The following is a 26,840-nucleotide window of genomic DNA, read 5'->3' on the forward strand; positions in this document are numbered from 1 at the left end:
TCTCTCAATCCGGCCCTGTGGCCTTGTTGGTTAGTTCCGCTTGCCGTCGCCCAGTTGCGGCGGCAAAAATCTATTGTGTGTCTCTACGGGCATGGCGCTGCGCACCCGCGCTAACTCGGCCTTGTCCAAACGCGCCTGCACCCAGCCTGTGCCTTCGGCCTTCTGCGCCAGAATGCGTCCCCAAGGGTCGACTATCATGCTCTGGCCCCAGGTCTCGCGGCTTCCTTGATTATGCTGGCCCCATTGCGCCGCCGCCAGTATAAAACACTGGGTTTCTATCGCCCTGGCTCTGAGCAGCACTTCCCAGTGCGCCTCGCCTGTCACCTTGGTAAAGGCCGAGGGCAAGGCGATGATCTCGGCACCTTGCAGACGCAGCGCCCGAAACAGATCCGGGAAACGCAGATCATAACAGATAGCCAGGCCGATGCGGCCAAAAGGGGTATCCACCACGCTTATCCGCTCACCCGGGCAAAAGGTATCGCTCTCGCGGTATTGGCCTGTACCGTCGGTCACTTCCGCGTCAAACAGATGCAGTTTGTCGTAGTCGCCGAGTACCTGCCCCTGATCATTAAACAGATAACAGCGGCTGTAAACCCGCCCATCGCCACTGGCTACCGGAATAGAGCCGGCCAGCAGGAATACCTGAAATTGGGTGGCAAGTTCGGCCAGTTGCCGTTTGAGCGGGCTTTGCCCAGGCTCACCGGCCCAGGCCAACTGCATGCTCTCATGGCCGCCGAACAGCAGGCTGCACTCGGGCAGCACCACGAGTTGGGGTTCATTATCTTGGCGGGGAAGAGTCTCAAGCTGCGAGACGATAAATTGCAGGTTCTGTTCCGGCTCGCGGCAACTCTGACACTGTAGCAGACTGACTTGCATGTTCGACTTCCTGTTTCACTGGCACTTCTGTCTTGGGTTCACTCGGCGATTTGAGCGGCAGCGGCGTGACTTTATCGGCTTGAGGCAAAGGTTTTTCGGTCTCAGCGCCACCCTCTTCAACAGCCCTCTCTTGGTCGCTGTTAAGCACTTTGGCTTTGTTGTCCTTGGCTTGATCGCCTTGGCCTGCATCCGTGGCCGCAGGCTCATCGTCCTGCACTTGAGTCTGTCCTTTCCCAGGCGCCGACTTGGGTTGCCGTGGCAGTACAGACTCAGGGATCTCTATCTCTTTGCTCTTTCGCTCCAACTCTTCCAGCTTGGGCTCTGACATGGTGCCGGTCAAGCGGAAACGTATCTCTGAAATAATCTCAATCACGGGTTCCAGCACCTTGGTCAGGGCAAAAGCCCCCAGGCCCATGGTCCAGGCGCTGGTACTGAGCAGCACAACAGTCGGCACGCTGGAGGCCAGTTGCGGCACAAAGCGAATATCATAGTTGAGGCTCTCGGTAACCAGATCGGTATAGCCGCGCACCTTCATGTTACCGGCAATGGCGTCCATCTCGGTATTGGTGGTCTTGAGCACCCCGTTCTCCAGGGTCAGATCGCCGCCAAAGGAGTTGTAATACAGGCCCTTGCCAAACACATCGGTAAAGTCCAGTGACAACTTGCGTAAAAGCGAGTCCAGACTGAACAGGGAGAAGATCCGCGCCCCCTTGTCACTGAGCTGTTCGATATGCCCCTTGCCGAGATCGAAACGAACTTTACCGCTGAGGCTCTCCAGATTAAACGCCAGCGGTGCACCCAGCCAGTTGAGCTCGGCCCTGACCTCCAGCGGCGAGTCTTTCACGCCGGGATCCAGTCCCAAGCGAGTAGCCAACAGATCAAATTTATCTCCCTTGAGATTGAGTTCAACCTGGGTCCGGTTGTTACCGTCACGGCTCAGCCATTCACCCTTGCCCTGCAAACTGGCATCATCGCTGCTGAGCGCCAAGGTCTGGATCTGATAGCCCGTCGCCGACGGGTTGGCTTGCAACAACAAACGCCCCAGCGCCATATCCTGATAGCGGAAATCATCCACCTCCACCGCCAGCGGCGGCAGGTCACTGCCCTGAGGCAGGTCACTGCCCTGAGGCAGACGGGTTTCAGGCTCGGGCTCGGATTGCGCTTTGGAATCGGGCTCAGCCGCTGCTGCCGCTATCGGATTTAGATACAGGCGCGATGCCACCAGCTTCAATCCCTGGCTGTACCAATCCGGGTAGATCTCTACCCGACCGGAAAACTCCGGCGACAGTCCCTCTATCTGCCAGGCATGCTCTCCGGGGCGGGCACTGAGTTGCAACTCGGTAAAGCGCTGCCCCAGTAGCTCAAGCTGTTTCACTCTGGCCTCTATCCCCTTGAGCGGAGGGAAGAAGGCCTTGTCGGCTGCAATGCTTGTGGTGTCGGCCGTGCTCTCGGTTTGAGTCTCTGCCTGGGTCTTAGCTTGAGTCACGGCTTGAACTGCTGTTTGGCTCTCGGTAGCTGCCTTTTTGTCATGATTGCCACCGCCGATAAAGGCGTTGATCAGCGGCTGCCACTGGGCAAAATCCACCTCATCCAGGGCCAGCCGTAAGTGACCATCCTGTTTTTGCAACTGATCGCCGCTGCGATAGAGGCGCCCCAGCAGCAGGTCATAGTGTTTCAGGCCCTTACCTGAATCGGCGTCAAAGCCACCCCAGAATTCGGCCTTATCCCCCAGACGCACGCCCAGGGAGCTGGTCTTGTTGTCACCGAGCAGCTCGGCCTTGAGCGTCAGCGCCTGCCCAGATGCCTTTTGATAAGGCGGCGGCAACAGCAACTCTGTCTGCTTGAGATTGGCATTAACATTGGCTTGAATTCGATAGCCTATCTCATCAAAGATCAGCTTAAGATTCCCCTGCCAATCCAACGCGCCCTGATAAAAATCGCTTAAAGGATTGTCCAGCTCGGACGGTAAGTTGGCGAGGTTCCACTGGCCCTTGAGCCTGGCATTGAGCCCCATATTCTGGTTGACCTTGCCGGTATCAAAACCAAACTGCAACGGCTGGCCGAACAGGCTGGCACTCAAGCCTTCGCCCTTGACCACCTCGTTATGAAAACTCACCTTGCCGCTGACCTTATCGAGCAGCACCCCGGGCTCACGGATATAAACCGGCACCCCGGCAAACTGGACTTCGCCCAGGATCTGCTCCTCTTCGCCTTCATAGAGCGGAATACTGAGATCCAGCTTGCCACTGACAGGCCCCTGAACCTGCACTACATCCAGGGTGATACCGACACTGTCTTTAAGCGGCGAGCGCTGCAACACCTCAGTAGCATCCTTGCCTTGAGTCGCCAGTTGCGCCTCGACCCGCAGCAGATTCCGGTGATCCATCTTGGGGATATAGACATGGGCGCCATCGGCGGCCACATTCAACAGTTTGCCCTTGTTGACCCAGAGATCCATCCGGGCATTTTCAAACAGCGCCTTGAGACTTAAATCTGTCACCGCCGGCCAATCCGGCTGGAAGGCATATTCGGCATGGGTCAGATTGAAACCAGCCTGAAATACCCCGGAATGATCCTGATAGGGAAATCCGGCCAACTCACCGTGCCAGACCACGGTGGCATCATCGCTGCGACCGGCCTTGATGGCGCCTTCCAGATAAGCGGCCAGCGACTCGCCCATGGCATGGCGCGGGAAATAACGCCCGGCATTGGCGGCGTTGAGCAGTTTGACCCGGGAAGACAGCGCCAGGTGTGGCTTGTCGGCCAGCAGCAAACGCATAGAGGCGTCCAGGCTGATGTCGTCATTGCCCAGATGCAATGCCGGCACCATCAGCGCCTGACTGTCGAGCGAGAAGCCCAGCTCAAAGGCATCGGCGCGAAAACTGAGCGGCGCCTTGAAACCATCGCCAAAGTCCAGTTTATAATCCTGGCTAGGCAAGACTGCACTGAGAAAGTTGTTCCGCCATCCCAGGGAGAGATCGATTGGCGTGCTGCCGGGAATGGACTCGGCTGGCTGCCAGCTAACCCGCTCCAGCGCCACTTTGGCCTGCAGTTCACCGTCCTTGGGGCGATAGATAGCCAGAGGCCCGAGCTTGCCCTGAGGCTTGAGTTGCTGCCAGCTATAAAGGCCTTCCAAAGGCATGCCGGGAATAAGCGGCAACAGCGGCAACAGGCTATCGAGTTGCAGTTCATTCAGTTTACCGTAAAGCACCCCGGCGGTTTCCATGGCATGGAACTCCAGCTTGGGCCAAGGCTTGTCATTGGTTGCCAGTTTGAGCTCACTGCTGTCCAGGCGCCAGCCGTCGGCTATGGGCTGCCAGGCAATCACACCGCCATCTATGGCAAATTTCTGCGGCTCATCTCTGAGTGACCAGCGCAGCCAGCTGGGCAACAGCTTGATCACCCCGGATTCCAGGCCGCGGTTGGCAAAGCCTACCCAGGCCTCCAGGTTGACCACACCCTCCAGCGGCAACTTGGCCTGTGGGTTATAAGGGTTGGGTTGGCGCGAGGCCCACTTGCCGAGATCCAGCGACTGCGCCTGCAGATAGGCCTGGCCCTTGATGCTGCCCGGCTTGTAGCCATCGCCCTTGAGATCCAGCCTGAGAGTGAGTTGTTCGGTCGCCGTTGCCTGTTCATCCAGGTAGAGAGCGCCGCGGCCCTGGTGCAACTTGCCACTATTGCGCCAACTGAGGTCTCGTAGATGAATGGGGCGATAATCATGGCTGCTGGACAACAGCTGCACACTGGCATCGCGGATAGAGAAACGGTCCAACTGCTCCAGCAGCAAGGCATAGAGCCAGTCGATATTGGTGGCAGGAGCTGGCTTGCTCACTGCCTCGGCAGCGCCGGTCGATTTCTGCCCCAGATGGTCCAGATCCAGCGCCAATTGCACCCCGTCGAAGATCACGTCTTCCACTTGCGGGCTGGCGGTCATCAGGCTCTGCCAGAAATCCAGTTTGACATCGACCTTGTCGACCATGAGTGTCACCGGCAAACGCTCCTGCGGCGGTAACACCAAGTCCTCAACCGTCAGCGCCGGGCCGAAAGCCTGCCAACGGGCCGACAGATTGCCTATCTTGACCTCGACGCCATATTCGCGCTCAACATAGTCGGCCAGTTGCTGCTTGGCTTCATCCAGTTGCGGCAACAGCCCGCGGATGAGACTCACCATCAAGGCGAACAGTACCAAGGTCACGGCCAGGGTGCGCCAGCAATAGCGGCCGAAGGTTCGAGGGCAAAAAGACAGCCGCACTAGACCATCACCACATCATATTTACTCTGCACATACATGGGCTCGCAGTGAATGCGAATACGCTTGCCGATATAGACTTCGAGCTCGGCCACCAGGTGGTTCTCGTCATCGGACAGGCAGGCGTGTACCGCAGGGGCACAGTAAATCAGGAATTCATCGGCATCATAGGTGCGGTTGAGGCGGATGATCTCGCGGAAGATCTCAAAGGAAACGGTATCCACTGTTTTCATCGAGCCGGTACCACGGCAGGCAGGACACTCGCCACAAAGCACATGCTCCAGGCTCTCGCGGGTGCGCTTGCGGGTCATTTCCACCAGGCCGAGGCCGGAGAAACCTGAGATATTGGTCTTGACCCTGTCATTGGCCAGTGCCGTGGCCAGGCTGTTGAGCACCCTTTGTTTATGCTCATCCTGCAGCATATCGATAAAATCGATAATGATGATGCCGCCCAGATTACGCAGCCGCAGCTGACGGGCAATCGCCTGGGTCGCTTCCAGATTGGTGTTGAATATGGTTTCTTCGAGGTTACGGTGGCCGACAAAGGCTCCTGTGTTAATGTCCACAGTGGTCATGGCTTCTGTCTGGTCGATGATCAAATAGCCGCCGGATTTGAGTTCCACCTTACGCTCCAGCGCCCGCTGAATCTCATTCTCCACATCGTAGAGATCGAAAATCGGCGCCGGGCCACTGTAGTGTTCTATCTTATCGGCAATTTCCGGCATGAACTCCTGGGCGAAATGCAGCAGCTCCTCGAAGGTGTGGCCCGAGTCCACCTGAATGCGATCGAGCTCGGCACCGACAAAGTCCCTGACAATTCGCACCGGCAAGGCCAAGTCCTGATACAACAGCGTGGCCTTGGGCCTTTTGCGCCGTTCGCTGACCTTGGCCCACACCCGCCGCAGGAAAGCAGCATCCTGCGCCAGTTCATCCTCACCTATGCCTTCGGCCGCGGTGCGAATAATAAAGCCGCCGTCATCGTCGACAAAAGGCAGGGTAATCTTCTTCAGCCGCGCCCGCTCCTCTTCGGAGTCTATTCGCTGAGAAACGCCCACATGGCTTGAGCCCGGCATAAACACCAGGTAACGGGAAGGCAGGGTAATGTCTGTGGTCAGCCGCGCGCCTTTGGTGCCAAGGGGGTCTTTGACCACCTGCACCATGATGTCCTGGCCCTGACGTACCAGCTCGGCAATATCACGCACCACGAAGTTGCCCTTTTCCACATCGGCAACACACTCTGTGTGCGGCACTATGTCCGAGGCATGCAGAAAGGCCGCCTTTTCCAGGCCGATATCGACGAATGCCGCCTGCATCCCAGGCAAAACCCGACTGATCTTGCCCTTGTAGATATTGCCCACCAGGCCGCGCTTCATACGCCGCTCGATATGCACTTCCTGCAGGACACCGTGTTCTACCAATGCGACTCGCGCTTCCGTGGGCGTCACATTGATCAGCAGTTCTGACCCCATCTTCCGCGGAGCCTTGCTATTGACTGTGCGACTGGTATTCACGATTTACCCTTGTTGGATGTTAATTCATTGATTTTATCGGCTGGCGGGCGTTAAAGCTGCTAAAAATTCGTCAGTTTGTGTAAGCGAGCTTACAAACAACCGGCCTTGTGCAACAGCGACCGGGTTTCAGCCATGGGCAGGCCCACTACCGCCGAATAACTGCCTTCAATCTTGGCGACAAAGCTGCCACCCAGCCCTTGAATGCCATAGGCTCCCGCCTTGTCCATGGGCTCGCCCGAGGCAACATAGGCCTGAATATCGGCATCACTCAAGTCGCAGAAGTACACCTGGGTGACCACCAGAGCCGCCTCTGTGCGCTTGCCATCGGTCAAGGCCACGGCGGTCATCACCTGATGACTGCGGCCACTCAGGCTCTTGAGCATGGCGCAGGCATCGGCCTTGTCCACGGGTTTACCCAAAATTCTGTCGCCCAATACCACTATAGTATCTGAGCCCAGCACTAGAGTATCAGACCCTTCCTGATGTTCAGGGTTCCCGCGCCACAGGGCTAAACCTGCAGCCGCCTTCTCTTCGGCCAAGCGGCTGACAAACTGCTCCGGGGTTTCCCCGGCTTGATGACTCTCGTCGATATCGGCGGGCAGGATCTCAAAACCAAAGTTCGGATTTCCCAGCGCCAGCTGTGCCAAAAGCTCGCGGCGTCTGGGGGAGGCTGAGGCCAAAATCAGCGGCATATTAACGTACCTTGTAGTGGCGCCTGATGCGGCGCAGTATCCAGAAGACCCAGGGCCAAATGACCAGGCTGGACAGGGAAGGCAGGAATAGCTCCATGGTGAAATGCGCCCCTGATACCACAAACTGGGCCCAGAAAATAATCAGATGATAGAAGCAGATCAGGCTGGCGATAACCAAAGACTGCTGCCACATGGGGAAGTTACGCAGTTTCTGAAAGTGCAGTACCACCACATAGATCACCAGGGAAATGGCCAGTGCGCGGATCCCCAGGGTAGCCCCCAATAGAATGTCCAGCAGCACCCCCAACACCCAGGCGGTGAGAATATTGTATCTGTGGGGCAGTGCCACGGCCCAATAGATCATCACCAGCACCAACCAATCGGGGCGCCAAGCGCTGAACATTTCCGGTACCGGCATGATCTGCAGCAGCATACCCAGCAGCAGGGTCAGCCATACCGCCAAACGGCCATTGGCATTTTCCAGACTCATGATTCGGCTCCACTGTTGGCGTCGGTTGCAGCCGGCTCTTGTGACTCAGGCTTGGCGCCGGGATGGTCTTCAGGCCAGATAAGCAGCAGATAACGGATTCGGTCCAGCGCCGCCAGCGGCTGCGCCGTGACCTTGAGGTAACTCTGGCCATCGTCCCGGGAAACCGAAATCACCCGTGCCACCGGATAACCTTCCGGGAAGCGGTTGCCCAGCCCGGAAGTCACCAGCAAATCGCCGACCTTGATGTCGGTACTCTTGGCCACGTGTCTGAGTTCTATCTCATCGAGCTCGCCTATGCCGTTGGCTATCAGGCGCACATCGTTGCGGGTAATACGCACCGGCAAGCCGTGTTTGGGGTCGGAGAGCAGCAACACCCTGGCGGTGAGTTCGCTGACTTGTACCACTTGGCCGACAACCCCCTGGGCATCCACCACCGGCTGACCGACAAACACGCCGTTGCGGCTGCCGTGGTTGATCACCACATAATGATGGAAGGGGTCGCTGGCCACTTCCATCACCTCGGCCACCATCTTGCGCGAGTCCATATGCACCGGCGAGCCCAGCAGTTCACGCAAGCGTTGGTTTTCCTGGCGCAGGTGTTCAAAACGCTGCAGTCTTTCACTCATCAGCAGTTGCTGGCGCAAGAGTTCTTTGTTTTGCTGCTCCAGCATGTCACGGGTCGCCAGACTCTGGGCAGACCAATCCAGCAGCTCACCGGGCACATTGACCAGGTACTGTAGAGGGCTCAGTAAGGATGCCAGCGACTGTCTCGCAGGTTCGAGACGATCATTGGCAACCAGCAGGATCACCGACATGACCACTGCCAGTGTCAACCTGAACTGATTTGAAATACCGCGAACAAAAATAGGCTTCATAGAAAAGCTAAGGCGGTAAGATACCGCCTGTGCTGGAAAGTATTAGTTTTCTTCTGAGAACAGGTCACCGCCGTGCATATCGATCATCTCCAGTGCTTTACCGCCGCCGCGGGCCACACAGGTAAGCGGATCTTCGGCGACCATCACAGGGATCCCGGTTTCCTGCATCAGCAGACGGTCCAGATCCCGCAGCAAGGCACCACCACCTGTGAGCACCATACCGCGCTCAGAGATGTCGGACGCCAACTCTGGAGGCGACTGCTCCAGAGCTACCATCACGGCACTGACAATGCCCGACAGCGGCTCTTGCAGCGCTTCGAGTATCTCATTGCTGTTCAGGGTAAAGCTTCTCGGTACCCCTTCGGCCAGATTACGGCCGCGCACTTCAATCTCCAGTACTTCATCGCCTGGATAAGCCGTGCCGATTGTGTGCTTGATGCGTTCGGCTGTGGCTTCACCAATCAGGCTGCCGTAGTTGCGGCGCACATAGTTGATGATGGCATCGTCAAACTTGTCACCACCGATACGCACGGAAGAGGAGTAAACCACGCCGTTGAGCGAGATGATGGCCACTTCAGTGGTACCACCACCGATATCCACCACCATGGAGCCTGTGGCTTCGGAAACCGGCAGTCCGGCCCCTATGGCGGCTGCCATTGGCTCTTCAATCAGGTAAACCTCACGGGCGCCGGCGCCCATCGCTGACTCCTTGATCGCGCGGCGTTCAACCTGAGTGGCACCTACAGGCACACACACGAGTACCCGAGGGCTTGGGCGGAAAAAGCTGTTGTTGTGCACTTGCTTGATAAAGTGCTGCAGCATCTTCTCGGTCACGTAGAAGTCGGCGATAACCCCATCTTTCATTGGGCGGATGGCCTGAATATTGCCGGGGGTACGTCCCAGCATCTGCTTCGCCTCAGTACCGACTGCGGCCACGGATTTCTGTCCAGAGCTGCTTCGTTCGCCACGGATGGCGACCACGGAAGGCTCATTCAATACAATGCCTTCTTCACGAACATAAATGAGAGTGTTAGCTGTACCCAAATCGATCGACAGATCGTTAGAAAAAATGCCACGCAGCTTCTTGAACATGTAACTAGCCTGTATTCTGTGGAGTCAGAAGAAATGAAAATCAGCTAACTTTATCAATGCCTCCGGCATTCCACAAGACTCGCGGGGTTAACATTCGCTAATCCGTGAGGGTTTTTAGCATATATCTGTAAAAGCTGTCGCAATGCGCTGAGATAAAGTTGCCAAAAGCTTGGATCATGCCAATCCCTTGACATGATTTGTGTGCTTATTAAGCAAAAAGGGTTTGCACCAGCATAAAGAGTCCGGCAGACAAAACTATGGTCATAGGCAATGTCAGTACCCAGGTTAACAGGATCTGTTTAATAGTATTTTTTTGCAGCCCGGAGCCATTAGCCACCATGGTGCCGGCCACGGCTGAAGACAGGATATGGGTGGTGGATACCGGCATGCCTGTCATACTGGCGATACCGATAGAACCGGCGGCGGTCAACTGCGCGGCTATCCCCTGACTGTAGGTCATGCCACCGTTACCGATTTTCTCGCCAACCGTATGTACAATCCGGCGCCAGCCCACCATGGTGCCGCAACCCAGAGCCAGGGCAACGGCTACTATGACCCATAGCGGCGCATATTCGGTCATGGCGTTAAGCTGACCACGCCAGTGCTTCAATTGAGTAGCCTCGGCGCCAGGCAAGGGCTGCTTGGCCAACTTACGGGTGCTGTCATCGATACAAAGGATCAACTGCCGTGCTTGCCGGCGCTGTTCCTGGGTCAACTCTGTTACTGTACTCCCTTGCTCAAGGAGCCTATCCAGGCTCTGCATCGAAGCTATGGCCGAGTCCTGACAGCGACTGTCGGCGGCGTGCTCACCCAGGTTAGCCACCAGTTGCGGGTTGCGCTCATACAGAGCCATGATGCGCCGGTTGGCATCCTGAGTCCTGTCCATATCGAAGCTTTGACTGTTCAAGTCCAGGGCAAAATAACCCGGCGCCATGCAGATAAGTACCAACATCACCAGACCTATGCCCTTCTGACCATCGTTGGAGCCATGGGCGAAACTGACCCCCATGGCTGAGGCTATCAAGGTAATCCGGGCCCAAAATGGCGGATGCTTCTTACCGTTGACCGCCACCTGCTCCGCCGGAGTGCGATGCAGTTTGGGCTTACGCCAGATACGTTTCATCACCAACAGCAAAATCGCCGCCAGAATAAAGCCCAGGGTTGGAGACAAGAGCAAGGAGAGCATGATATCTATCGCCTTGCCGGTATTGACTCCATCCAGCGGCGATTGGCCGTTGAGCCAGGCATAGGCACCACCGACACCCATGATGGAGCCGATCAGAGTGTGGGAGCTGGAGGCGGGAATACCGAAGAACCAGGTACCCAGGTTCCAGACGATGGCAGAAAACAGCAGGGAGAACACCAGCAACAGGCCTTGGGAGGAATCCATGTCCAGCAAGAGCCCGACCGGCAGCAGATGCACTATGGCGTAAGCCACACCGAGCCCCCCCAGCAACACCCCAGCAAAGTTGAACAGCGCCGAGGCCAGCACTGCACCTCTGGCCGGCATGGCATTGGTATAAATCACAGTGGCTACCGCATTGGCGGTGTCGTGGAAGCCATTGATAAACTCGTATGCCAACACAAAAAGTACAGCCAGGATCAGTCCCAAAGACCAGATCCACCCCAAACCCGCAAGCGCTTCCAACATAATTTAATCAGCCAAATACAGCAGAGGCTGTCGATTATGCTCAATGTGAGTTGAAGACAAAGTTAAATTATCTACATCTTGGCGCTTTAGTGATTTGCTTCACACTGTTGTTATTCGGCTTCAGTTAACTTCCCGCCAACTGATGATCCTGTCGTTGCCGCGATAACGGCCAAAGAAGGCGCTGGCTCTGGGGTCGCTAAGTGTGCCGTCGTTGAGGCCATTCCAATTCCAGTACCACTGCAACCATTCAGGCGTCTTGAGCGGCGCCGTCACCTTGCCGCGATAGCCGGAGCTTCCGAGCGCACGCCACAAGAGTTCAAACTCGCCGCCAAAGGCTGTGACTGTGTTGCCGCCGCTGGCGGAGCGGCTAATACTCTGCCCGGCGCTGAGCGCAGGTTCATAGTGGTAACCCAGGGTGAGTTGATCCTGTTGATATTCAAGTGGCGTGTTGAACACACTGCAGTTATCCAGCTCGTTCAAACGCCAGCCACGGCCATCCCAATACTCTGTCCTCGCCGCCATGCTCAAAATTTGGGTTTCCGGGCCAAAGGTATTGTCCAACAGCAAACGCCCATGGCGCATCTTTTGGCTACCAAGACGCACGGCGCTGCAGCTGCCTGCCACAGAGCAGTCACCGCTGAAATCGCTTTGCATATTGCTGTCCAGCAGCTCGGCAATCTTGTCCGGATCCTGAATTTCCAGGCCTATATCCAAAAGCGGGAAAGGCCCGTCTGTTGCAACCGGGTCCTTGCGGGCAAACTTGAGTTGCCCTTGGAACTCAGCCAGCCCATCCACCCAGGTAGCTGAAGTAATCTCGCCCCCCGAAATCCGGCTGTCCAACGCGACTCCGTCGAATTGATTGGCTGCCTGATAATGACTGTAAGCCTTGGCAAAATCACCGACATAATTTTGAGTCACTTGTCTATCCAGTGCCAAAGCGCTGACTTTATAACTGACTTCAAATGGCTGATCCATGTAACTGAAACCATTACAGGCCGGCAGCAAACTGGGTTCATCGACTCGGAAAAAGGCCGGCACAAAACGCCCGACTGGCATTATGGTTTTGCCGCTAGGTCCCTGCCAATAAGCGCTGCCCACTAGGCTCGGGAAGGCCACACTGCCCTCGTAGGGCAAAGGCGCCGTGACGCCGAATTCAAACACCCCAACCTCACTGACCGCCTGAGCGAGCCGGTTATTCTCAGGCGTTTGCTGGTGCAGATGATCATACTGCTGCAGCTGCAGTTCACCGGGTTGACCTGAAGCCGGTGCAATCAGCTTATGCCATAAAGAGAGATCTGCCTGCTGATAGGAAGGTGTGGTGAGGTTTTTACAGAGATCGGCATTACCATTATCCGCCCAGGCTTTGGCACTGATGCTGAGTGGGAAATTTTCCTGTGCTCGCCGAAAAGGCGCACAGGAGGCATCCGCGGCCTGGCAGTATTGCTCTACCTCGACACAGAATCCCAACGGGAAGCTGACAAAATCATCGGCGCCGTGCATCACCAGCCCGGCATCCCCTTCGCTGGTCGTTCCCGTATAGAGGGTATTTAGCTCGACCCGACCGGCATCTGCATAATTGATATCGATTCGGCTTTGGCCTTGACTATCGAAGGCCAAGGTCAGCGGTGTGGCGGCAGCTTGATTGCTGCCTATATCCTGCCAGCTCAGGGCGCCTGTCGGTTTCAGTTGCACCTTGGGTGAACCGGCAACTGCCGACAGCGCCTCACTCCAGAGCGAAAGCGTCTTGTTGGTACTGGCAAAGGCCGGTACACACTGGGCTGTGCCATCTGACTTCATAGCCTTAACAAGCACTCCTGTCTCTGGCTTGTTGGCCAGCTTATCTGCCACATCAAAAATGAAACCACTATCGGCAAAACTCAGGCGACAGGCGGCCGTACTCAAGGGACCGCTGCCACTTCGGCAAAGGGTGTCACTGCCTGGGCGGGTGGCCGGAGTCGAGGAGGAAACCCCCAGTGTCAGCGGCGTTTGATCAAACTTTTGCAGTTGAATTTGGGTACTGCCACCGTTGAAAGTCACCGAACTTGCCGGCAACCAACGGCCGTTACTGACGGGGTTAGGGCTCAGATTGGCGGTGACAGTACCAGTGAAGAGCTCTGAGCAGCTGGCATTTTTACAGGCCCTCAAGGTGATGGGTTCGGCACGACAGGTAAAAGGCGCGCTGCTGTAATCAAACTCAAAATGATGAACCTGCTCACCCACGGCCTTGGAGTCCAAAGCGCAAACCTGGAAATTGTCTATCTCATGGTTGTTGTTGGAACCGCCGGTAGAGCCGGTAAGCGACAGGTAAAAATCTGTCGGCACACTCCCTTGGCCAATAAAACTCCGGGCATTGAATGGGCTCACCAGAGTTTGGTAACCGGCACCTGTATCCCGCTCAACAGACACCATGGCCATGTTGGCCTGGCGGGAATCTACGGTAATCTTATACCTGTGCCCAGGAGCCGGGTAATAGCTGCTGCGCACGTCTATCTTGGGATAAATATTGGCAACTGTACCTGTCAGGTATCGATAGGAACCGGCCTGAGCACCCCGAATAGACACGGCTTGGCGGCGAAATCCCGGGCCTCCGACACGCCCTTCTGTGGGATTGGAAAAGTTGCCGTATTCATCCAGTGCCACCCCCAACCAGCCACCGGCAAAACCCGGGGTACCATCATTACGCTGGGCATAACCCAAGGCGCCACCAAAACTGCCCGGCTGCGGCGTCACGGCCGCATCAGAAAGGATCACCGCCACCCCATCACCGCCGGTGCCACTCTGGGGCGACCAGGCGTAATAATCAAATTCAACTGTTACCAGGTTGCCTTCGGCTGGAAACAAGCGCTGATAGGTACTGGAGGTTGCCTGATTGCCCCGGGCAGGAGTCAAACGCAGACGCCCACCCACTATGCTGGGCGGCACTGAATTGCCCAGCACCTTGATGGCCCAATCATCTGCCGATAGGGAAGCCGAACTGAAGTCATCGCTGAAACACCCCAGCACTGGCGTTTGGTCATTACTGCACATGCCGCCAAAATCGGCATCATCGACTGCACCGAGATCGATATCCACATCCGAGTTACCGGTAACATCCAAGGCACCGCCGGAAGCCAGGGCGCCGTCCAGCGATGAGCCGCCCGCTATTTTGACCGAGCCCGCCACATAAAGGATGGCATTCACTGTGTTTTGACCTGTGATATCCAATGAGCCACGCACATAGATGATCAGGTTTTCCGGTTTTCCCCCTGGGTTCAGGGTCGCCTTATTGAGAGTTAGACTATCGAAATAGAGCCTGGTAGTGGTCGTAGTGGGATACAGATAACTGCCATGGAAAAAATAACCATAGTTAAAGTTAAAATCACCGGCAGCCAATGACTGATTGCAGTAGCGTGAATTACCTGGGCAGTAGAGCCCACCAAGGCTAGGAGGCAGATTGGCAGGCGGCACAAAACCATCATTGAAATGGTTCCCTGTCGGAGGGTCGGTAAATATATCACTGCACTGAGGCACAGCCAGTGCCAGCGCAGGCAGGCCGCCAAGCAATATCCCGAGCAAGAGTAATATGCGACTATTCACGGGCTTCCACCTCCACAACCCGGCTCACTCTCAGGCATTGACTGTCATCTGCCGCGCCCACACCACAACTGCCGCTCTCGCATACAGCCGTGCTGCGGATACGATACAACTTGGCACTGCCCGGGCTGGTGTCCTGGCTCAAAGTCTCGCAACTGAGCTGTACATTGCAGCCGTGAAACCCGGTCACATCCGGCGCTGTCCAGCTTGAGCCCACGGCGGCGCAGCCGGCAGTGCCGCCGCTTAAGGGAAACAGCCTGGCCAGGGCCGCATCGGCGCCGCTGTTGGCAGCGTTGAGCGCCCTTAAGCCCCAGACTTCCAGGTTGACGCTTTCATCGGCGTCGCCGCCAACCCGCAACAGAGTCACCGCCAACAGCGACATCACCAATATTACAAAGATGGCTATCACCAAGGCGCTGCCGCCCTGATGCTTTTGCGCATAACAGTGATAATTTCGACTAGGGAACATTGATCACCTGCACTTGATGTTGATACTGAAAATGCTCTCCGACGACCGAGAACTCTGGCCGCAATTGCACTATGGCGTTGTTGACCAGAGTGGCAGGCAACAGCTGCACCGCCGGGTTGGTGGCAATATCATTGCTCAAGCCTTCGGCCATCAAGGCTCCAGAGCCCATAGTATCGGGCAGAGGTTGACCGGCATGATAACCATAGTTGCTATAACGGCGAATGCTGCCATCCACCGAAGAAAAGCAGTAGCTGACAGGTTGCCCGGCCACATAAAAACGCTTCGCCGGTGAGGCTTCGGCAAAATTAACCGCAGCGGCAAACTGCAGCGTCAGCTGTGAGCCATTGAGCACCACCTTATCTATGGCGTGGCGCTTGTTGCTGCCACTGCCATAAATCTCCGCATTGGTCAGCGGGTATACCAACAGCTGTTCACCGGCCGAAATAGCCGTTGCCGGCGCAAACACTGTGGCAGTGTCCGCCTGGACATCCGGCGCCAGAGGCAATGACAGATAGCTGCCGCTGGCACTGATGGGCAGAAACTCCAAACACTGCAGCTGAGAGCTGGACTGCAACCTGAGACTGGAAGGCACGGCATTACGCAGCTCCCGGCTCAGTCGCTCCATCACGAAACGACTGCTGCCCAGCACTCTGTCGACGGCGGTAGAATCCACAAAAATACGGGTACCAAAGATAATAAAGCTGCTGACACCCACCACCAGAATCCCCAGGATAAGGATCACTGTGACCAACTCCACCAAGGTAAAGCCCTTGGCGAAACCTTGTCCTTTGAGCTGTATGAATCTCTTACCCTGCCTGCTGCGCATCAGAAATTACTCCTCAGCACGTCGTAACGGATAGCCTCGCCCGCAGGGGTAGTTACCGTGACAGTCACCAACTTGCTGTTGGCTTGATACTGGGATACCTGGACGCTGAGACTGTACCCAGGGTAGTGACTCAGGTAACTCAGGCTGGAATTAAGCATCAGGCTCTGCTCGTTAAGGCCATGGTAATCGTCGATATCGTCAAACTGATCCCGACTCTCACCATCCGGGCCATAATCGCTAACCTGGGTACAACTGACACCGCCCAAACCGTCACAGGCGGGCAGGCCACCGTTGGCGCCGCTATGCTCATCATAACGCTTGCCCCAGATTTCATTGATCACAGCCTGAGCCAACTCGGCGCTGCGCACTCTATGCAGGGTCTGCGCCGCGTGATCACTTTGGGGAAACAGCACGCTGGTCAACAGCACCAGGGCGATACCGAGCACCAACATGCCGATCACCAGCTCTATCAGGGTGAATCCCCGCGCTTCAGCCCTCATGGATATAGCCCTCGGACTCTATGGCGATAGTCAGGGTTTCATCGGCGACCACAGAGAGGCAGGCGCCACTGCAGGCAAGGTTGGTGCGGCCCAAAGCATCGAACTGGATCTGAAAACTGTCAGCACCGTTACTTTGAAGCAGTATCCGGGTATTACGCGGCAGACTTTCGGCGCTATTGTTGCGGATGACGCTCGTACAGTCCTGGGTCAAATGGCTGAGTTGATAAGCGCCGCTGCTGATGGAGAGCCGATAGCAACGGTCGGGATTATTGAGTGCCAACATCTGAGTCTTTTGCAACTCGGCAATCAATTCCTGTCGCAGCGTCCAGGCGCTGTAACTGCTGGAGGATACCAATTTTGGCAGCACCACGACGGAAAGTATGGCCAGCAACATGATAGTCACTACCAACTCCACCAGAGTAAATCCCCGGGTGCCTGTCCCCTTGGTCACAGCCATATGATTTCCCGCCAATTCCATACTCAGTCAAGTATGGCAAATAAGCCCAATAGTTTGAATCCTGACGTAAAAAAGGCCTGCTTGGCAGGCCTTTTCAGCTACAGGCTATTAGCAGTTGGTATCCACGATCTCATATACGGGCAATGAGTTACTGGTAGCTTCCGAATACTCAACAAAGCATTTATAGGTGTCTGAAGGCGTTGTTCCCTTACGATAAATGATCACATCAGCAGCACTGACATTGGCTGCGCTGGGAGCTGCGATAACCCAGTCCCCGCTGGAGGTGGTATCTGCTTCCAGAATCTTGAGAATATTGGTTGCATCAGCCTTCACATATCCATATACAGCAGTGATATCCGCACTATCATCCCCTGTAAGATCAACATTGTCACCATTGCTACCGTCGTCTTTTTCTTTACCTTGAATAGCAGCTTTCGAATAGAGCAAGGAATTACCGCCCTGTAACGCTGCTTTCATACCAGAAAGAGTTGACTTGGTTGCATCTGATTGCAGATTCAAAAACTTAGGCGCTGCAGTGACGGCCAGTATCCCCAAAATGATAATCACCACCACTAATTCAATCAGCGTAAAACCCTGTTGTTTTTTCATTTTCTATTCCTTTCAAATTAGCAATCTGTACCAGTTACCACATACTGTGGCAACGAAGTTGCTGTGGCTGGGGTATAGTTAATACGACAGGCCTCACTGCCTTTCTTACCCTTGGGGACAATAATGAAAGAAGTGTCACTGACATAGATCACCCCAAAGTCTTCAGTTGCAACGGTATCTGTTCCGGTAATAGCCTCGAAAGTATTGTCCATAGCTTTTTCCAGATTGGTTTTCACTGTGGTGGAATTGGCCGCACTGTCCAAATATCCATAATCCACAGTAACACTAATATCACTGTTACCGCTCTTGCCAATGACAACACTCTCACCCGTAGTTTTACCTTGACCGGCAATAACAGCCTTGGAATACACCATGGCATTGGCCCCCTGAAGTGCCGCCTTCATTCCCTGAAGGGTAGACACCCTGGCATCGGATTGCAGATTGATAAACTTGGGCGCAGCGACCACCGCCAGAATACCGAGAATTATGATCACCACCACCAGTTCAATCAGGGTGAAACCTTGTTGCCTTTGCATAGCGCTTTCCTTTAGTTCAAAAAATTCAATTCAATCAGTTGCTAAAACTCAATACCTGGCCGGTACCCGGGTTATAGGTAATTCCCTTGGCGCCTGTGGTGTTGAGATCCGGCGCCGGTGTCGCCACCCCTGAGCTTTGATCCAGCACCAGAGATGCCACCTGATGGTAGACGCAGAGATCCAGCCCGGTTACCACAGTGCCGTCAATGGCTGTAGCGCTTGCACCTGCTCCTTCCAAGGCCCTGACGGTATAGCGTTGTTCTCTGGCATCGGCACTGTAAAGCACATTCTTGGGTGCACTCTGCAACACGGTATTGAACACTTGCTGGCAACTGGCATCATCCATGGAAGTGGCCGAGGTATTGCCAGTACCGGTCGGATAGCCGAAGCGGGTATCCAGAGACACTGTCGTACCATCGAGGATCACCGAGTTGTTACGGCGACCATCGACCTCCCATTGGGAGCGCACAAAACTGACTGCAGTGGCGAGGCCACCTGTTACACCTTCGAGACTGGCATCCTCGGCATCATCTGTCACATTCAAAAAACGCGGAATAGCGGTTGCAGCCAGCAGGCCCAGGATCACTATCACTATCACCAGCTCGATTAACGAGAAGCCTTGCATCTGTCGTTTCATCTAGGTTTCCTCCACCTGTTCGCCACTGATTTTAGCAGTTCCGTTAAGATAAAAAACCAACTCGGTCAATAATCTGTATCAGCTGTCAAAAAAATGACCCTGCCGGTGTCCATTTGATAACTCAGGCTCTCACCGGCAGGGCTCATATAGCGGCAGCTTTGATCCTGGCCGAGAAACTGCACCCGGATAACAGCCCTATCCGGCATGCCTCCCAGAAGCTGTTGCCAAAGAGCCACACAGCCGCTGTCATCCCGGCTGGGCGCCTGTGGCCAACCGGCCTTATTCATAGCCAATTGACCTGGAGGCTCTGGTCGTTCCAGCGTCTGCCAATCCAGTTGCATCTGTTCAGGGCGTCCCAGGCTCAGCCACTGGGATCTCACCATGGCCAATACATTCAGCAACCTGTGGTGTTCAAGCTGCAACCCTCTGGCCGACACCTGATCCACGGCTGAAAAATAACGTACTCCCAACACCGCCAGAATGACCAACAACAGCAGCAGTGCGGCCAGTCTGGCGAAGGTTCGCAGCAGATCTTCCTCGGCCTGATGCTGGCTTGGCATCAGCGGCCTCCCTTGACCACATTGAGCATGTCCCACATAGGTAGATAGATACCCAGGGCCAGGATCAGCACCACAATGGCCACTATGCCGATCAAAATAGGTTCCAGCCTCGCAGTGAGGTTCTTGAGGTCATAATCTACCTCACCTTCGTAAAAATCGGCGGCATCATTGAGCAGTTGATCTATACGGCCGGTTTCTTCCCCAACAGCAACCATCTGCAACACCAGGGGCGTAAACAGCTGGCTCTGATTGGAAACCCTCAGCATGGATTCCCCCGCTTCGACCCCGCGGCGCATGTTGACGATTCTGTCGTGCATGTAGCTGTTGTCTACGGCATCGGCCACCAAGCTGAGCGCCTGAGTCATGGGCACTCCGGCCCCCAGCATCATGGCAAAACTGCGGCAATAACGGGCCAGAGTCGAGCGTTCGATTATGGAACCCACCGCTGGAATATGCAGTTTCCAGCGATCCCACTGTTTTTCGCCCTTCTCGGTTCTATGCCAATAACGCACCCCGAGTACAGTTACTACCAACCCCACCAGCATCAAGGGCCAGTAATTGACAAACAGGTTGGAGGTACCGATAAGCAGCCGGGTCGCCCAAGGCAATTCGGCACCGAAGCGGGAAAACATTTCAGCGAACTTGGGGATCACCATAATATTGAGGATCACCAGTGCCAGTGCCACCGCCAACAGAACAAACATGGGATAACGCATGGCAGACTTGATCCGTCTGCGGGTTTCCTGCTCCCGCTCGATATAACCGGACAACTGCAGAAAAGCATCTTCCAGTTTGCCCGTGTTCTCTCCCACATGAACCATGGAGACGAACAAGGCGTCGAACACATCCGGATGGTGGTTCATTGCCGACGACAGCGGCCGTCCGGCGGTCAACTGTTCAGAGACATCCTGCAATGCCTCTTTCATCCGTTTGGAATGGGTGGTTTCCGACAGCCCGGCAATGGCTCGCAGAATAGGAATGCCGGAGCGGGTCAGGGAGTACATCTGCCGGGTAAATATCTGCAGCTCATCCAGGCCAACCCTACGCTTGAGCAAACCTTTGAGACTGAGATCCGGGCCAGGCTTGAGCTCAACAAGCTCCAACGGGATCACGGCTCTGGCCAGCAACAGATCGGCCGCCACGCTCTCTGAGGCAGCATCCAATTGTCCCTTGACCTGTTCACCGCGGGCATCCCGGCCCCGGTAGCTATAGAGCGGCATAATCAGACCTCATCCCGTTCCATCATCTCGGCCGCCAACGGCACTTGAGACTCGGAGACATCTTCCACCAGCTTGGCGACCTCTTCTATGGTCGTCAGGCCGCTGCGTAAATATTCCAGAGCCGATTCAGCCAGCGGGGTAAACTGTTCGCTGGCGTAAGCGGCACGGGCAAACTCATGGGGATTACCGCTGCGCATCGCCTCTATCATGGTTTCATCCAGTTCGAGGATCTCAAACACCCCGATACGACCGCGATAACCTGTGCCGGAGCAGCTCTGACACCCTGTGCCCACTCTGAGCCTGGCATCGGAAAAGTCGCGCTTGCTGATACTCTGGAGCCAGACCCTGTCCTGCGGCGTGAGCTGATAATCGGTGGCGCAGTTCTTACACACCCGCCGCACCAGGCGCTGGGCTATGATGACCCTGAGGGCACTGGCCACCAAATAACTGGCCGCCCCCATATCAAGCAAACGCAAGGCACTGGTAATGGCATCATTGGTGTGCAGGGTCGAGAGCACGAAGTGACCTGTCAGGGCACCGCGCAAGCCGATTTCGACGGTTTCCTGATCCCGCATCTCCCCCACCATTATGATGTCGGGATCCTGGCGCAAGGTGGTGCGCAGTACATTGGAAAAATCCAGGCCTATCTTGTGATTGACCTGCACCTGGTTGATCCGCGGCAGTTGATATTCCACCGGATCTTCCACGGTAATGATCTTACTCTCAGCCTTGTTCAGCTCACTGAGAATGCCGTAAAGAGTGGTTGTCTTACCCGAACCTGTAGGGCCCGTGACCAACAACATGCCGTGGGGGCGTTTTATCTGCCGCCGTACCCGCTCGAGAATATGCGGCGGCATTCCGGTTTCATTCAGGGTCAAGAGCCCTGCCGATTGGTCCAACAGCCGCATCACCACAGACTCGCCGTGATAGATGGGCATGGTAGACATACGCACATCTATCTGATGGCCTTTGATTTCAATATGAAAACGGCCATCCTGGGGCAAACGTTTTTCCGAGATATCCAAGCCGGCCATCAGCTTGAGCCTGAGCACCAGCGCTGCGGCAATATTGACCTCTTTGAGCACATTTTCCTGCAACAGACCATCCACCCGCTGGCGGATCCTGAGCGACTTGTCGCCGGGTTCAATGTGAATGTCCGAGGCGCGGATCTGTACCGCATCCTCGAAAATCGACTGCAACAGCTTAACCACTGTGGTTTCGTTGTCGCTGTCACCTTCGGTCAGACTGGCGAGATCGAACTGATCATCGGCGGCATATTCCTCCTCCAGCTTGCCAGCCATCTGGGCAATGTGGCCGGTGCGGCGATAGAGGTTATCAAAAGCATCGAACAGCTGCTGTTCCTTCACCACCGCCAGTTTCAGGCGTCTTGGTGCCAATAGCACATCCAATTCATCCAGCGCCTGCAGATCGGCAGGATCGCTCATGGCCACCAGCACGGAATCGCTATCGGCTTCAATTACCAGCGCCCGAAAACGCCGCGCCTGCACTTCGGACAAGAGGTTGACCACCTCGGTAGGAATGGGGCGTTTGCTGATATCGATAAAGGGAATATTCAACTGATGCGAGAGAAACTGCAGCAGCTGCTCCTCGCTGATAAAGTCCATGTCTATCAGGGTGCGTCCCAGCTTGCGGCCGGTTTGCTTTTGTTGTGACAGCGCGTTTTGCAGCTGCACCTCGCTGATAATCTGCTCCTGTACCAGGAGATCACCGAGGCGCATTTTCAACTTGGGTTTCACTGGCGGCCTCCTATCTGGGCGAGTCGGTTTTCTATGTAATCACGGGCATCCGCGGACAAGCCCTGGCGCTTGAGTGCTTCCTGGTAACTGGCCTTGGCAGCGTCATAATCACCACTCGCATCCTGGGCATAGGCCAGCCCCAACCACCAGCGTCCCTGGGAGGCATCCTGCCGGATCAGGCTAAGATAACTTTGTTGTACCAAGGGCCAATCCTTGAGGCTTTGGCCAATTTCCGCCTGCAGCAGCCATTTCTCGCGCCCAAGCTCGCTGCCATCGGCTATCTGTTGCAAACTGGCGAGCGCCAGAGGTAACTCGCTGCGAGCCTTCTGCACCCGGGCCAGCAACAACCAAAAGGTCGGTTGCTGCGGATAGCTTTCGGCACCTTGACGCAGCAGTACTGCCGCCTTGTCCAATTCGCCGCGGCCATAAAACAGCGCCGCCAGCTCCTGGCGGGCGTTGTGATTGGCATCATTCAAACGCAAGGCTTCGGCATAGGCCGACATTGCCTTGTCCAACTGCCCCAGCTCCTTGGCCTGTTGTCCCTGTTGCAACTTTTTCTGCGACAGCTCTGCCGGGGTCAGAGATACCTGAGTCACGCTCATTTTCGCCTGGCTTGGCTTGGCAGCCCCAGATGTGGATTGGGTTATCCAGCCGCTCTCATTGGGGCTGGGCTTCTGATCCAAGCCTGATTTTTCATCGCGACCAGGTCTTTCTATTTGCACTGACTGAGCCGGCTCTTGTCCAGCCTCCAGCCCGAGCGGCTCTTCCTTGGCTGCCAAACGTTCGGCAACTGCACTGGTTTCAAGGCTGTCATCGGCCCGGCTTGATTTTAAGTTACCTGTTTCTGAGCCATACATTTCCGGGCTTTTTGTTTCAAAGTCGTTCGTTTCAGAGCTTTTTGTTTCAAAGGCTGAGCCTTGAGCATTCAAGCCCGCATCAGGAGCTTTGGATTGTTCACTTGGAGCCAGGCTCTTGCTGGGAAGTTGCAGCGCCGAGTTCTGCGCCTCAGGCTCCAAACTTAATCTATCGCTGCCATCGGCAGTGCTTGAGACTGCCTTAGGCTGCGGCCGATTACGGCCCGTGGGTCCCGGCTCATACGGCACTGTCTGCGATGGCTCTGCTCGGCTTCCGCTTTGGTTTGCAGCTTGGTTTTGGGTTTGAGAAGCGCTTTGACTGCCACTTCCTAAATAACCACCCAGCCATAACCCCAGCGCCAATAGAGAGATGCCAAACAGCGTGCCACCGAGCAGCAACCACCAGGGATTGGTCGCCGCTTGACTGGCCTGCCCCGCCGGCACATGAGCTAAGTTGTGGGGCTGCTGGCGTTTATCCAGGTCCTTGAGCATCTGATTGACCACACTCATAACCAGACTCCCTTCATGGCATAAACCCCGACCGAGGCGCCGACTGAAGTAAGGAGCAGTGCCAGAGTCGGCCAAAGCCAGCGCCAGTTCGAAGTACGGGAAGCATCTTCGGTATCCTTGATGGCGCCCTTGATATGCGCCGTTTTCACTTGCTGTTTGCCTTCACCGAAACAGAGCAGCAGCGCCTTGTGCGCCAAAATATTCACCAATCTGGGGATCCCTCTGGCAGCCACGGCGATACGTTTACTGTCTGCGGCGCTGAATAACGCCGGCCCCTGATAGCCGGCCACCGCCAATCTGTGGCGCAGATAGGCATAGACTTCATCCCGGGTCAGCGGCCGCAAGCGATAGCTGAAGGTGATCCTCTGGCGTAACTGTCGAAACGCTTGCTGCGCCAGGCGCGAGTCCAGTTCGGGTTGGCCGAAGATCACCACCTGCAGCAACTTGCGGCTCTCGGTTTCCAGATTGGTCAACAGCCGCAAGGCTTCAAGGCTCTCATCCGGCAAGGCCTGGGCTTCATCAAGCAACAAAACAATATTGAGCCCCTGGGCACTGAGCGCCAGCAGCTGCTGCTGGATAAGACCACTGAGTTGCTGCTGATCTTTAATATCATTCACGGCAATCCCCAGCTCCTCGGCAATCGCCAGCCTGAGTTCTGCCGGGGTCAGATAAGGATTGGGCAACCAGGCGCAGCGAAACTGCTGCGGTAACTCGTTGAGCAGTTTGCGGCACAGCAATGTTTTGCCGGTTCCCACTTCGCCGGTGACCTTGATAAAACCTTCACCGGTTTGCAGCGCCACCTGCAGCACCTGCAAGGCCTCCACATGGGGAGCCAACCCCAGGAAAAATCCTGTGTTGGGGGTCAGGGCAAAAGGCATGCTCTGCATGCCAAAATGCTGCAGATACATAGAAGCGGCTATTCCTGTGGATACCAGCGGTCGAGCAAGCTCTGAGAGCGTTGCAGTTCTTTTTGCCAGGTGCCATCAACTACCACAGTCGGCTTGAGCAAAATCACCAGCTCTGTCTTGCGCTTTAACTTACTGCGGTTGGTAAAGGCTTCACCGATAAAGGGTATATCGCCCAGCAGCGGTACCTTGGATACCACTTCGGTATTCTCGCTCTTCATCAGGCCGCCAATCACCACCACATCACCGGAAAGCGCCTTGATGACAGTGTCGGACTCACGGATTTCACTCTGGGCCAAGGGCAGATCCAACGAAGAGTCACTTATCTTGATGCTCTTTTTCTGCTCTTTCACATCTGTGACCGAAGGATGTACATGCAGCAAGACACTGCCGTCTTTGTCTATTTGGGGCGTTACATCCAGAGCGATTCCCGAGAAGAAGGGTGTCAGCTCCACCTCAGGCGATGTCACCGGTGTAGTGCTGGCCACTGTGGTAGAGGAGACATCTGTGACAAAGTATTCGTCACGGCCAACTTTGATCACCGCCTTCTGGTTATTGGACGCTGTCACCCTGGGGCTGGAGAGCACATCGACATCGCCTTGGGTATCCAGCAGAGTGATCATGGCGGTGAAATCCGTTCCTTTGAGTGACAAAGAGGTCACCCCTCCTATGGCCTCGGTGATCTGATCGCCAAACGAGCCCTCGCTGGTGCCAAAGTTAACCTTGGTGTTACCGTCGGCCAAAGCGCTGCCAAGCACATCCTGCCACTGGATCCCCTGCTGGTAACCATCGGAGAGGGTCACTTCGAGGATCTTTGCTTCCAGAATAACCTGCCGCTGCAAATGGCTCTCGGCGGTGGAGAGGAAACTGCGGATCTGCCGCAGCTCGTCCGGATTGGCTCTGACGGTAACCAAGCCAGCCTGGGGAGTGACCACTACAGAGCGGCCGTCGCCACTGCTGCCGAGAATCGATTCCAGGGTCTTTTGCAGCTCGCCCCAGAAATCTGTCTTGGTGCGGGAACTGATGAAGGTGCCGTTGGTGTTATTGCTGTTCTGGTCGTTGCCGTTGTTGTTACTACGGTTATTGCTGAAATTGCTGTTATTGCCGTTGTTCAGGCCATTATTGTTGAGGTTGTTATTGCTGTTGTTGTTATTGTTGTCAGAGATCCTTCCCGAGCTGACCGAAGTCAGCGACAGACCGATACGCTCCATATAGAGGTAATTGACCGGGAAAGTCTCGGTTCTCAGGCCTGCCGGATAGACCCTCAGGATCCGTCCTTCCCGGCTGATCTCATAGCCGTAAATGTCCTGTACTACCTGCAAGGCTTCACTCAGGGTCACGCCCTTGAGCGACAAAGAGATATTGCCGCTCACTTGCGGGTGCACAGCCACGCTGAAGGGAGTGCCTTCCACCAGACTCGGGAAAAACACCCTGGCATCGACATCATTGGCCGAGACATCAAAACGCCGCTCGGTCTGCACAGGTGCGGCCAGCCCGGCCAGAAGACCATCGGCATTCAACTCTTGCTGCACACCGGGAGGCAAGCTGGCCGGAGGAGGCACTGCTGCCATGGCATTTTGCTGCGCCATGGAATCGCGCAGCGCCTCTTTGGAGGCGGCTGGGTTGGGCCTATCCGTGGTTTGGCAGGCCGCCAGGCCCAGAGCCAGCAACGGCAGCATATAGGCGAGTCTGGTTTTCATTAATGTTTTTCCTTGCGCTCGGTAATCGCTTGAAACAGATAGAGTCGGCGACCATCGGCCAGTAAAACACTGTCCTGATCGATACGGCTTAACACCACTCCTTGAATCCTGTCTCCCTGGCGGTAAATTTGGTTATTAATCACGGCCCGCCTGCCCTGAGGTCCGCTGAGCAGGCTGCTCAGTATCAGGCCCTGCCCTCCCTGCTCCTTGGCTGGCAAATTTACTCCCTGTGCCGGCATGGTAGGGTCCCGCAGGCTGGCTGCTGCCAGACCCTGGCTGCAGAGCATCGCC

Annotated in this window: 23 protein-coding genes; all 23 read right to left on the reverse strand. The window is 55.7% G+C overall.

Annotation, left to right across the window (positions count from 1 at the left end; genetic code table 11):
- Positions 1–30: 30 nt before the first annotated feature.
- Complete coding sequence (locus E1N14_RS19210; RefSeq protein WP_025011858.1) at positions 31–876, reverse strand: carbon-nitrogen hydrolase family protein; 846 nt, start codon at positions 874–876, stop codon at positions 31–33.
- Positions 800–5,128 carry a YhdP family protein gene (locus tag E1N14_RS19215; RefSeq protein WP_062793994.1) on the reverse strand — a complete coding sequence of 1,443 codons (4,329 nt, stop codon included), beginning with the start codon at positions 5,126–5,128 and terminating at the stop codon, positions 800–802. The genes E1N14_RS19210 and E1N14_RS19215 overlap by 77 nt, the downstream gene beginning before the upstream one ends.
- Entirely contained in the window at positions 5,128–6,594 is a 1,467-nt protein-coding gene (rng, locus tag E1N14_RS19220; RefSeq protein WP_044735291.1) for a ribonuclease G, read from the reverse strand. The genes E1N14_RS19215 and rng overlap by 1 nt, the downstream gene beginning before the upstream one ends.
- 131 nt (positions 6,595–6,725) lie before the next feature.
- Entirely contained in the window at positions 6,726–7,328 is a 603-nt protein-coding gene (locus E1N14_RS19225) for a Maf family protein (protein WP_025011857.1), read from the reverse strand.
- Between the two features lies 1 nt (position 7,329).
- Positions 7,330–7,818 carry a rod shape-determining protein MreD gene (mreD, locus tag E1N14_RS19230; protein ID WP_025011856.1) on the reverse strand — a complete coding sequence of 163 codons (489 nt, stop codon included), beginning with the start codon at positions 7,816–7,818 and terminating at the stop codon, positions 7,330–7,332.
- Positions 7,815–8,693, reverse strand: coding sequence for a rod shape-determining protein MreC (mreC, locus tag E1N14_RS19235; RefSeq protein WP_025011855.1), 879 nt, complete (start codon positions 8,691–8,693; stop codon positions 7,815–7,817). Before mreC ends, mreD begins: the two co-directional genes overlap by 4 nt.
- Positions 8,694–8,735: 42 nt before the next feature.
- Positions 8,736–9,785, reverse strand: coding sequence for a rod shape-determining protein (locus E1N14_RS19240; protein WP_025011854.1), 1,050 nt, complete (start codon positions 9,783–9,785; stop codon positions 8,736–8,738).
- Positions 9,786–9,993: 208 nt separating this feature from the next.
- Positions 9,994–11,436, reverse strand: a complete 1,443-nt coding sequence (locus E1N14_RS19245) for an inorganic phosphate transporter (protein ID WP_025011853.1) — start codon at positions 11,434–11,436, stop codon at positions 9,994–9,996.
- Between the two features lie 120 nt (positions 11,437–11,556).
- A complete protein-coding gene (locus E1N14_RS19250) occupies positions 11,557–15,012 on the reverse strand; it encodes a DUF6701 domain-containing protein (RefSeq protein WP_025011852.1) in 3,456 nt (1,151 codons plus the stop codon).
- Entirely contained in the window at positions 15,005–15,478 is a 474-nt protein-coding gene (locus E1N14_RS19255) for a hypothetical protein (RefSeq protein ID WP_025011851.1), read from the reverse strand. Before E1N14_RS19255 ends, E1N14_RS19250 begins: the two co-directional genes overlap by 8 nt.
- Positions 15,468–16,304 (reverse strand): PilW family protein, encoded by an 837-nt coding sequence (locus tag E1N14_RS19260; RefSeq protein ID WP_062793676.1) that lies wholly within the window; start codon positions 16,302–16,304, stop codon positions 15,468–15,470. The genes E1N14_RS19255 and E1N14_RS19260 overlap by 11 nt, the downstream gene beginning before the upstream one ends.
- Positions 16,304–16,804 carry a type IV pilus modification PilV family protein gene (locus tag E1N14_RS19265; protein ID WP_045282604.1) on the reverse strand — a complete coding sequence of 167 codons (501 nt, stop codon included), beginning with the start codon at positions 16,802–16,804 and terminating at the stop codon, positions 16,304–16,306. Before E1N14_RS19265 ends, E1N14_RS19260 begins: the two co-directional genes overlap by 1 nt.
- A complete protein-coding gene (locus E1N14_RS19270) occupies positions 16,794–17,261 on the reverse strand; it encodes a pilus assembly FimT family protein (RefSeq protein ID WP_044735296.1) in 468 nt (155 codons plus the stop codon). The genes E1N14_RS19265 and E1N14_RS19270 overlap by 11 nt, the downstream gene beginning before the upstream one ends.
- Before the next feature lie 108 nt (positions 17,262–17,369).
- Positions 17,370–17,870, reverse strand: coding sequence for a type II secretion system protein (locus tag E1N14_RS19275; RefSeq protein ID WP_025011849.1), 501 nt, complete (start codon positions 17,868–17,870; stop codon positions 17,370–17,372).
- Between the two features lie 17 nt (positions 17,871–17,887).
- Positions 17,888–18,406 (reverse strand): type II secretion system protein, encoded by a 519-nt coding sequence (locus E1N14_RS19280; protein WP_025011848.1) that lies wholly within the window; start codon positions 18,404–18,406, stop codon positions 17,888–17,890.
- A gap of 34 nt (positions 18,407–18,440) precedes the next feature.
- Positions 18,441–19,043, reverse strand: coding sequence for a type II secretion system protein (locus E1N14_RS19285; protein WP_025011847.1), 603 nt, complete (start codon positions 19,041–19,043; stop codon positions 18,441–18,443).
- A gap of 65 nt (positions 19,044–19,108) precedes the next feature.
- Entirely contained in the window at positions 19,109–19,603 is a 495-nt protein-coding gene (locus tag E1N14_RS19290; protein WP_025011846.1) for a hypothetical protein, read from the reverse strand.
- Positions 19,603–20,823, reverse strand: a complete 1,221-nt coding sequence (locus E1N14_RS19295) for a type II secretion system F family protein (protein ID WP_025011845.1) — start codon at positions 20,821–20,823, stop codon at positions 19,603–19,605. Before E1N14_RS19295 ends, E1N14_RS19290 begins: the two co-directional genes overlap by 1 nt.
- A 2-nt stretch (positions 20,824–20,825) precedes the next feature.
- Positions 20,826–22,580, reverse strand: coding sequence for a GspE/PulE family protein (locus E1N14_RS19300; RefSeq protein ID WP_025011844.1), 1,755 nt, complete (start codon positions 22,578–22,580; stop codon positions 20,826–20,828).
- Positions 22,577–23,944: a tetratricopeptide repeat protein gene (locus E1N14_RS19305; protein WP_025011843.1), complete on the reverse strand. Its 1,368-nt coding sequence runs from the start codon at positions 23,942–23,944 to the stop codon at positions 22,577–22,579. Before E1N14_RS19305 ends, E1N14_RS19300 begins: the two co-directional genes overlap by 4 nt.
- On the reverse strand, positions 23,941–24,852 hold the full coding sequence (locus E1N14_RS19310) for an ExeA family protein (protein WP_025011842.1): 912 nt from the start codon (positions 24,850–24,852) through the stop codon (positions 23,941–23,943). Before E1N14_RS19310 ends, E1N14_RS19305 begins: the two co-directional genes overlap by 4 nt.
- A gap of 8 nt (positions 24,853–24,860) precedes the next feature.
- Complete coding sequence (mshL, locus tag E1N14_RS19315; RefSeq protein ID WP_062793675.1) at positions 24,861–26,549, reverse strand: pilus (MSHA type) biogenesis protein MshL; 1,689 nt, start codon at positions 26,547–26,549, stop codon at positions 24,861–24,863.
- Positions 26,549–26,767: a general secretion pathway protein GspB gene (locus E1N14_RS22115; RefSeq protein WP_223828866.1), complete on the reverse strand. Its 219-nt coding sequence runs from the start codon at positions 26,765–26,767 to the stop codon at positions 26,549–26,551. The genes mshL and E1N14_RS22115 overlap by 1 nt, the downstream gene beginning before the upstream one ends.
- Positions 26,768–26,840 lie beyond the last annotated feature (73 nt).

Source organism: Shewanella algae, assembly GCF_009183365.2.
Taxonomy (GTDB): Bacteria; Pseudomonadota; Gammaproteobacteria; order Enterobacterales; family Shewanellaceae; genus Shewanella; species Shewanella algae.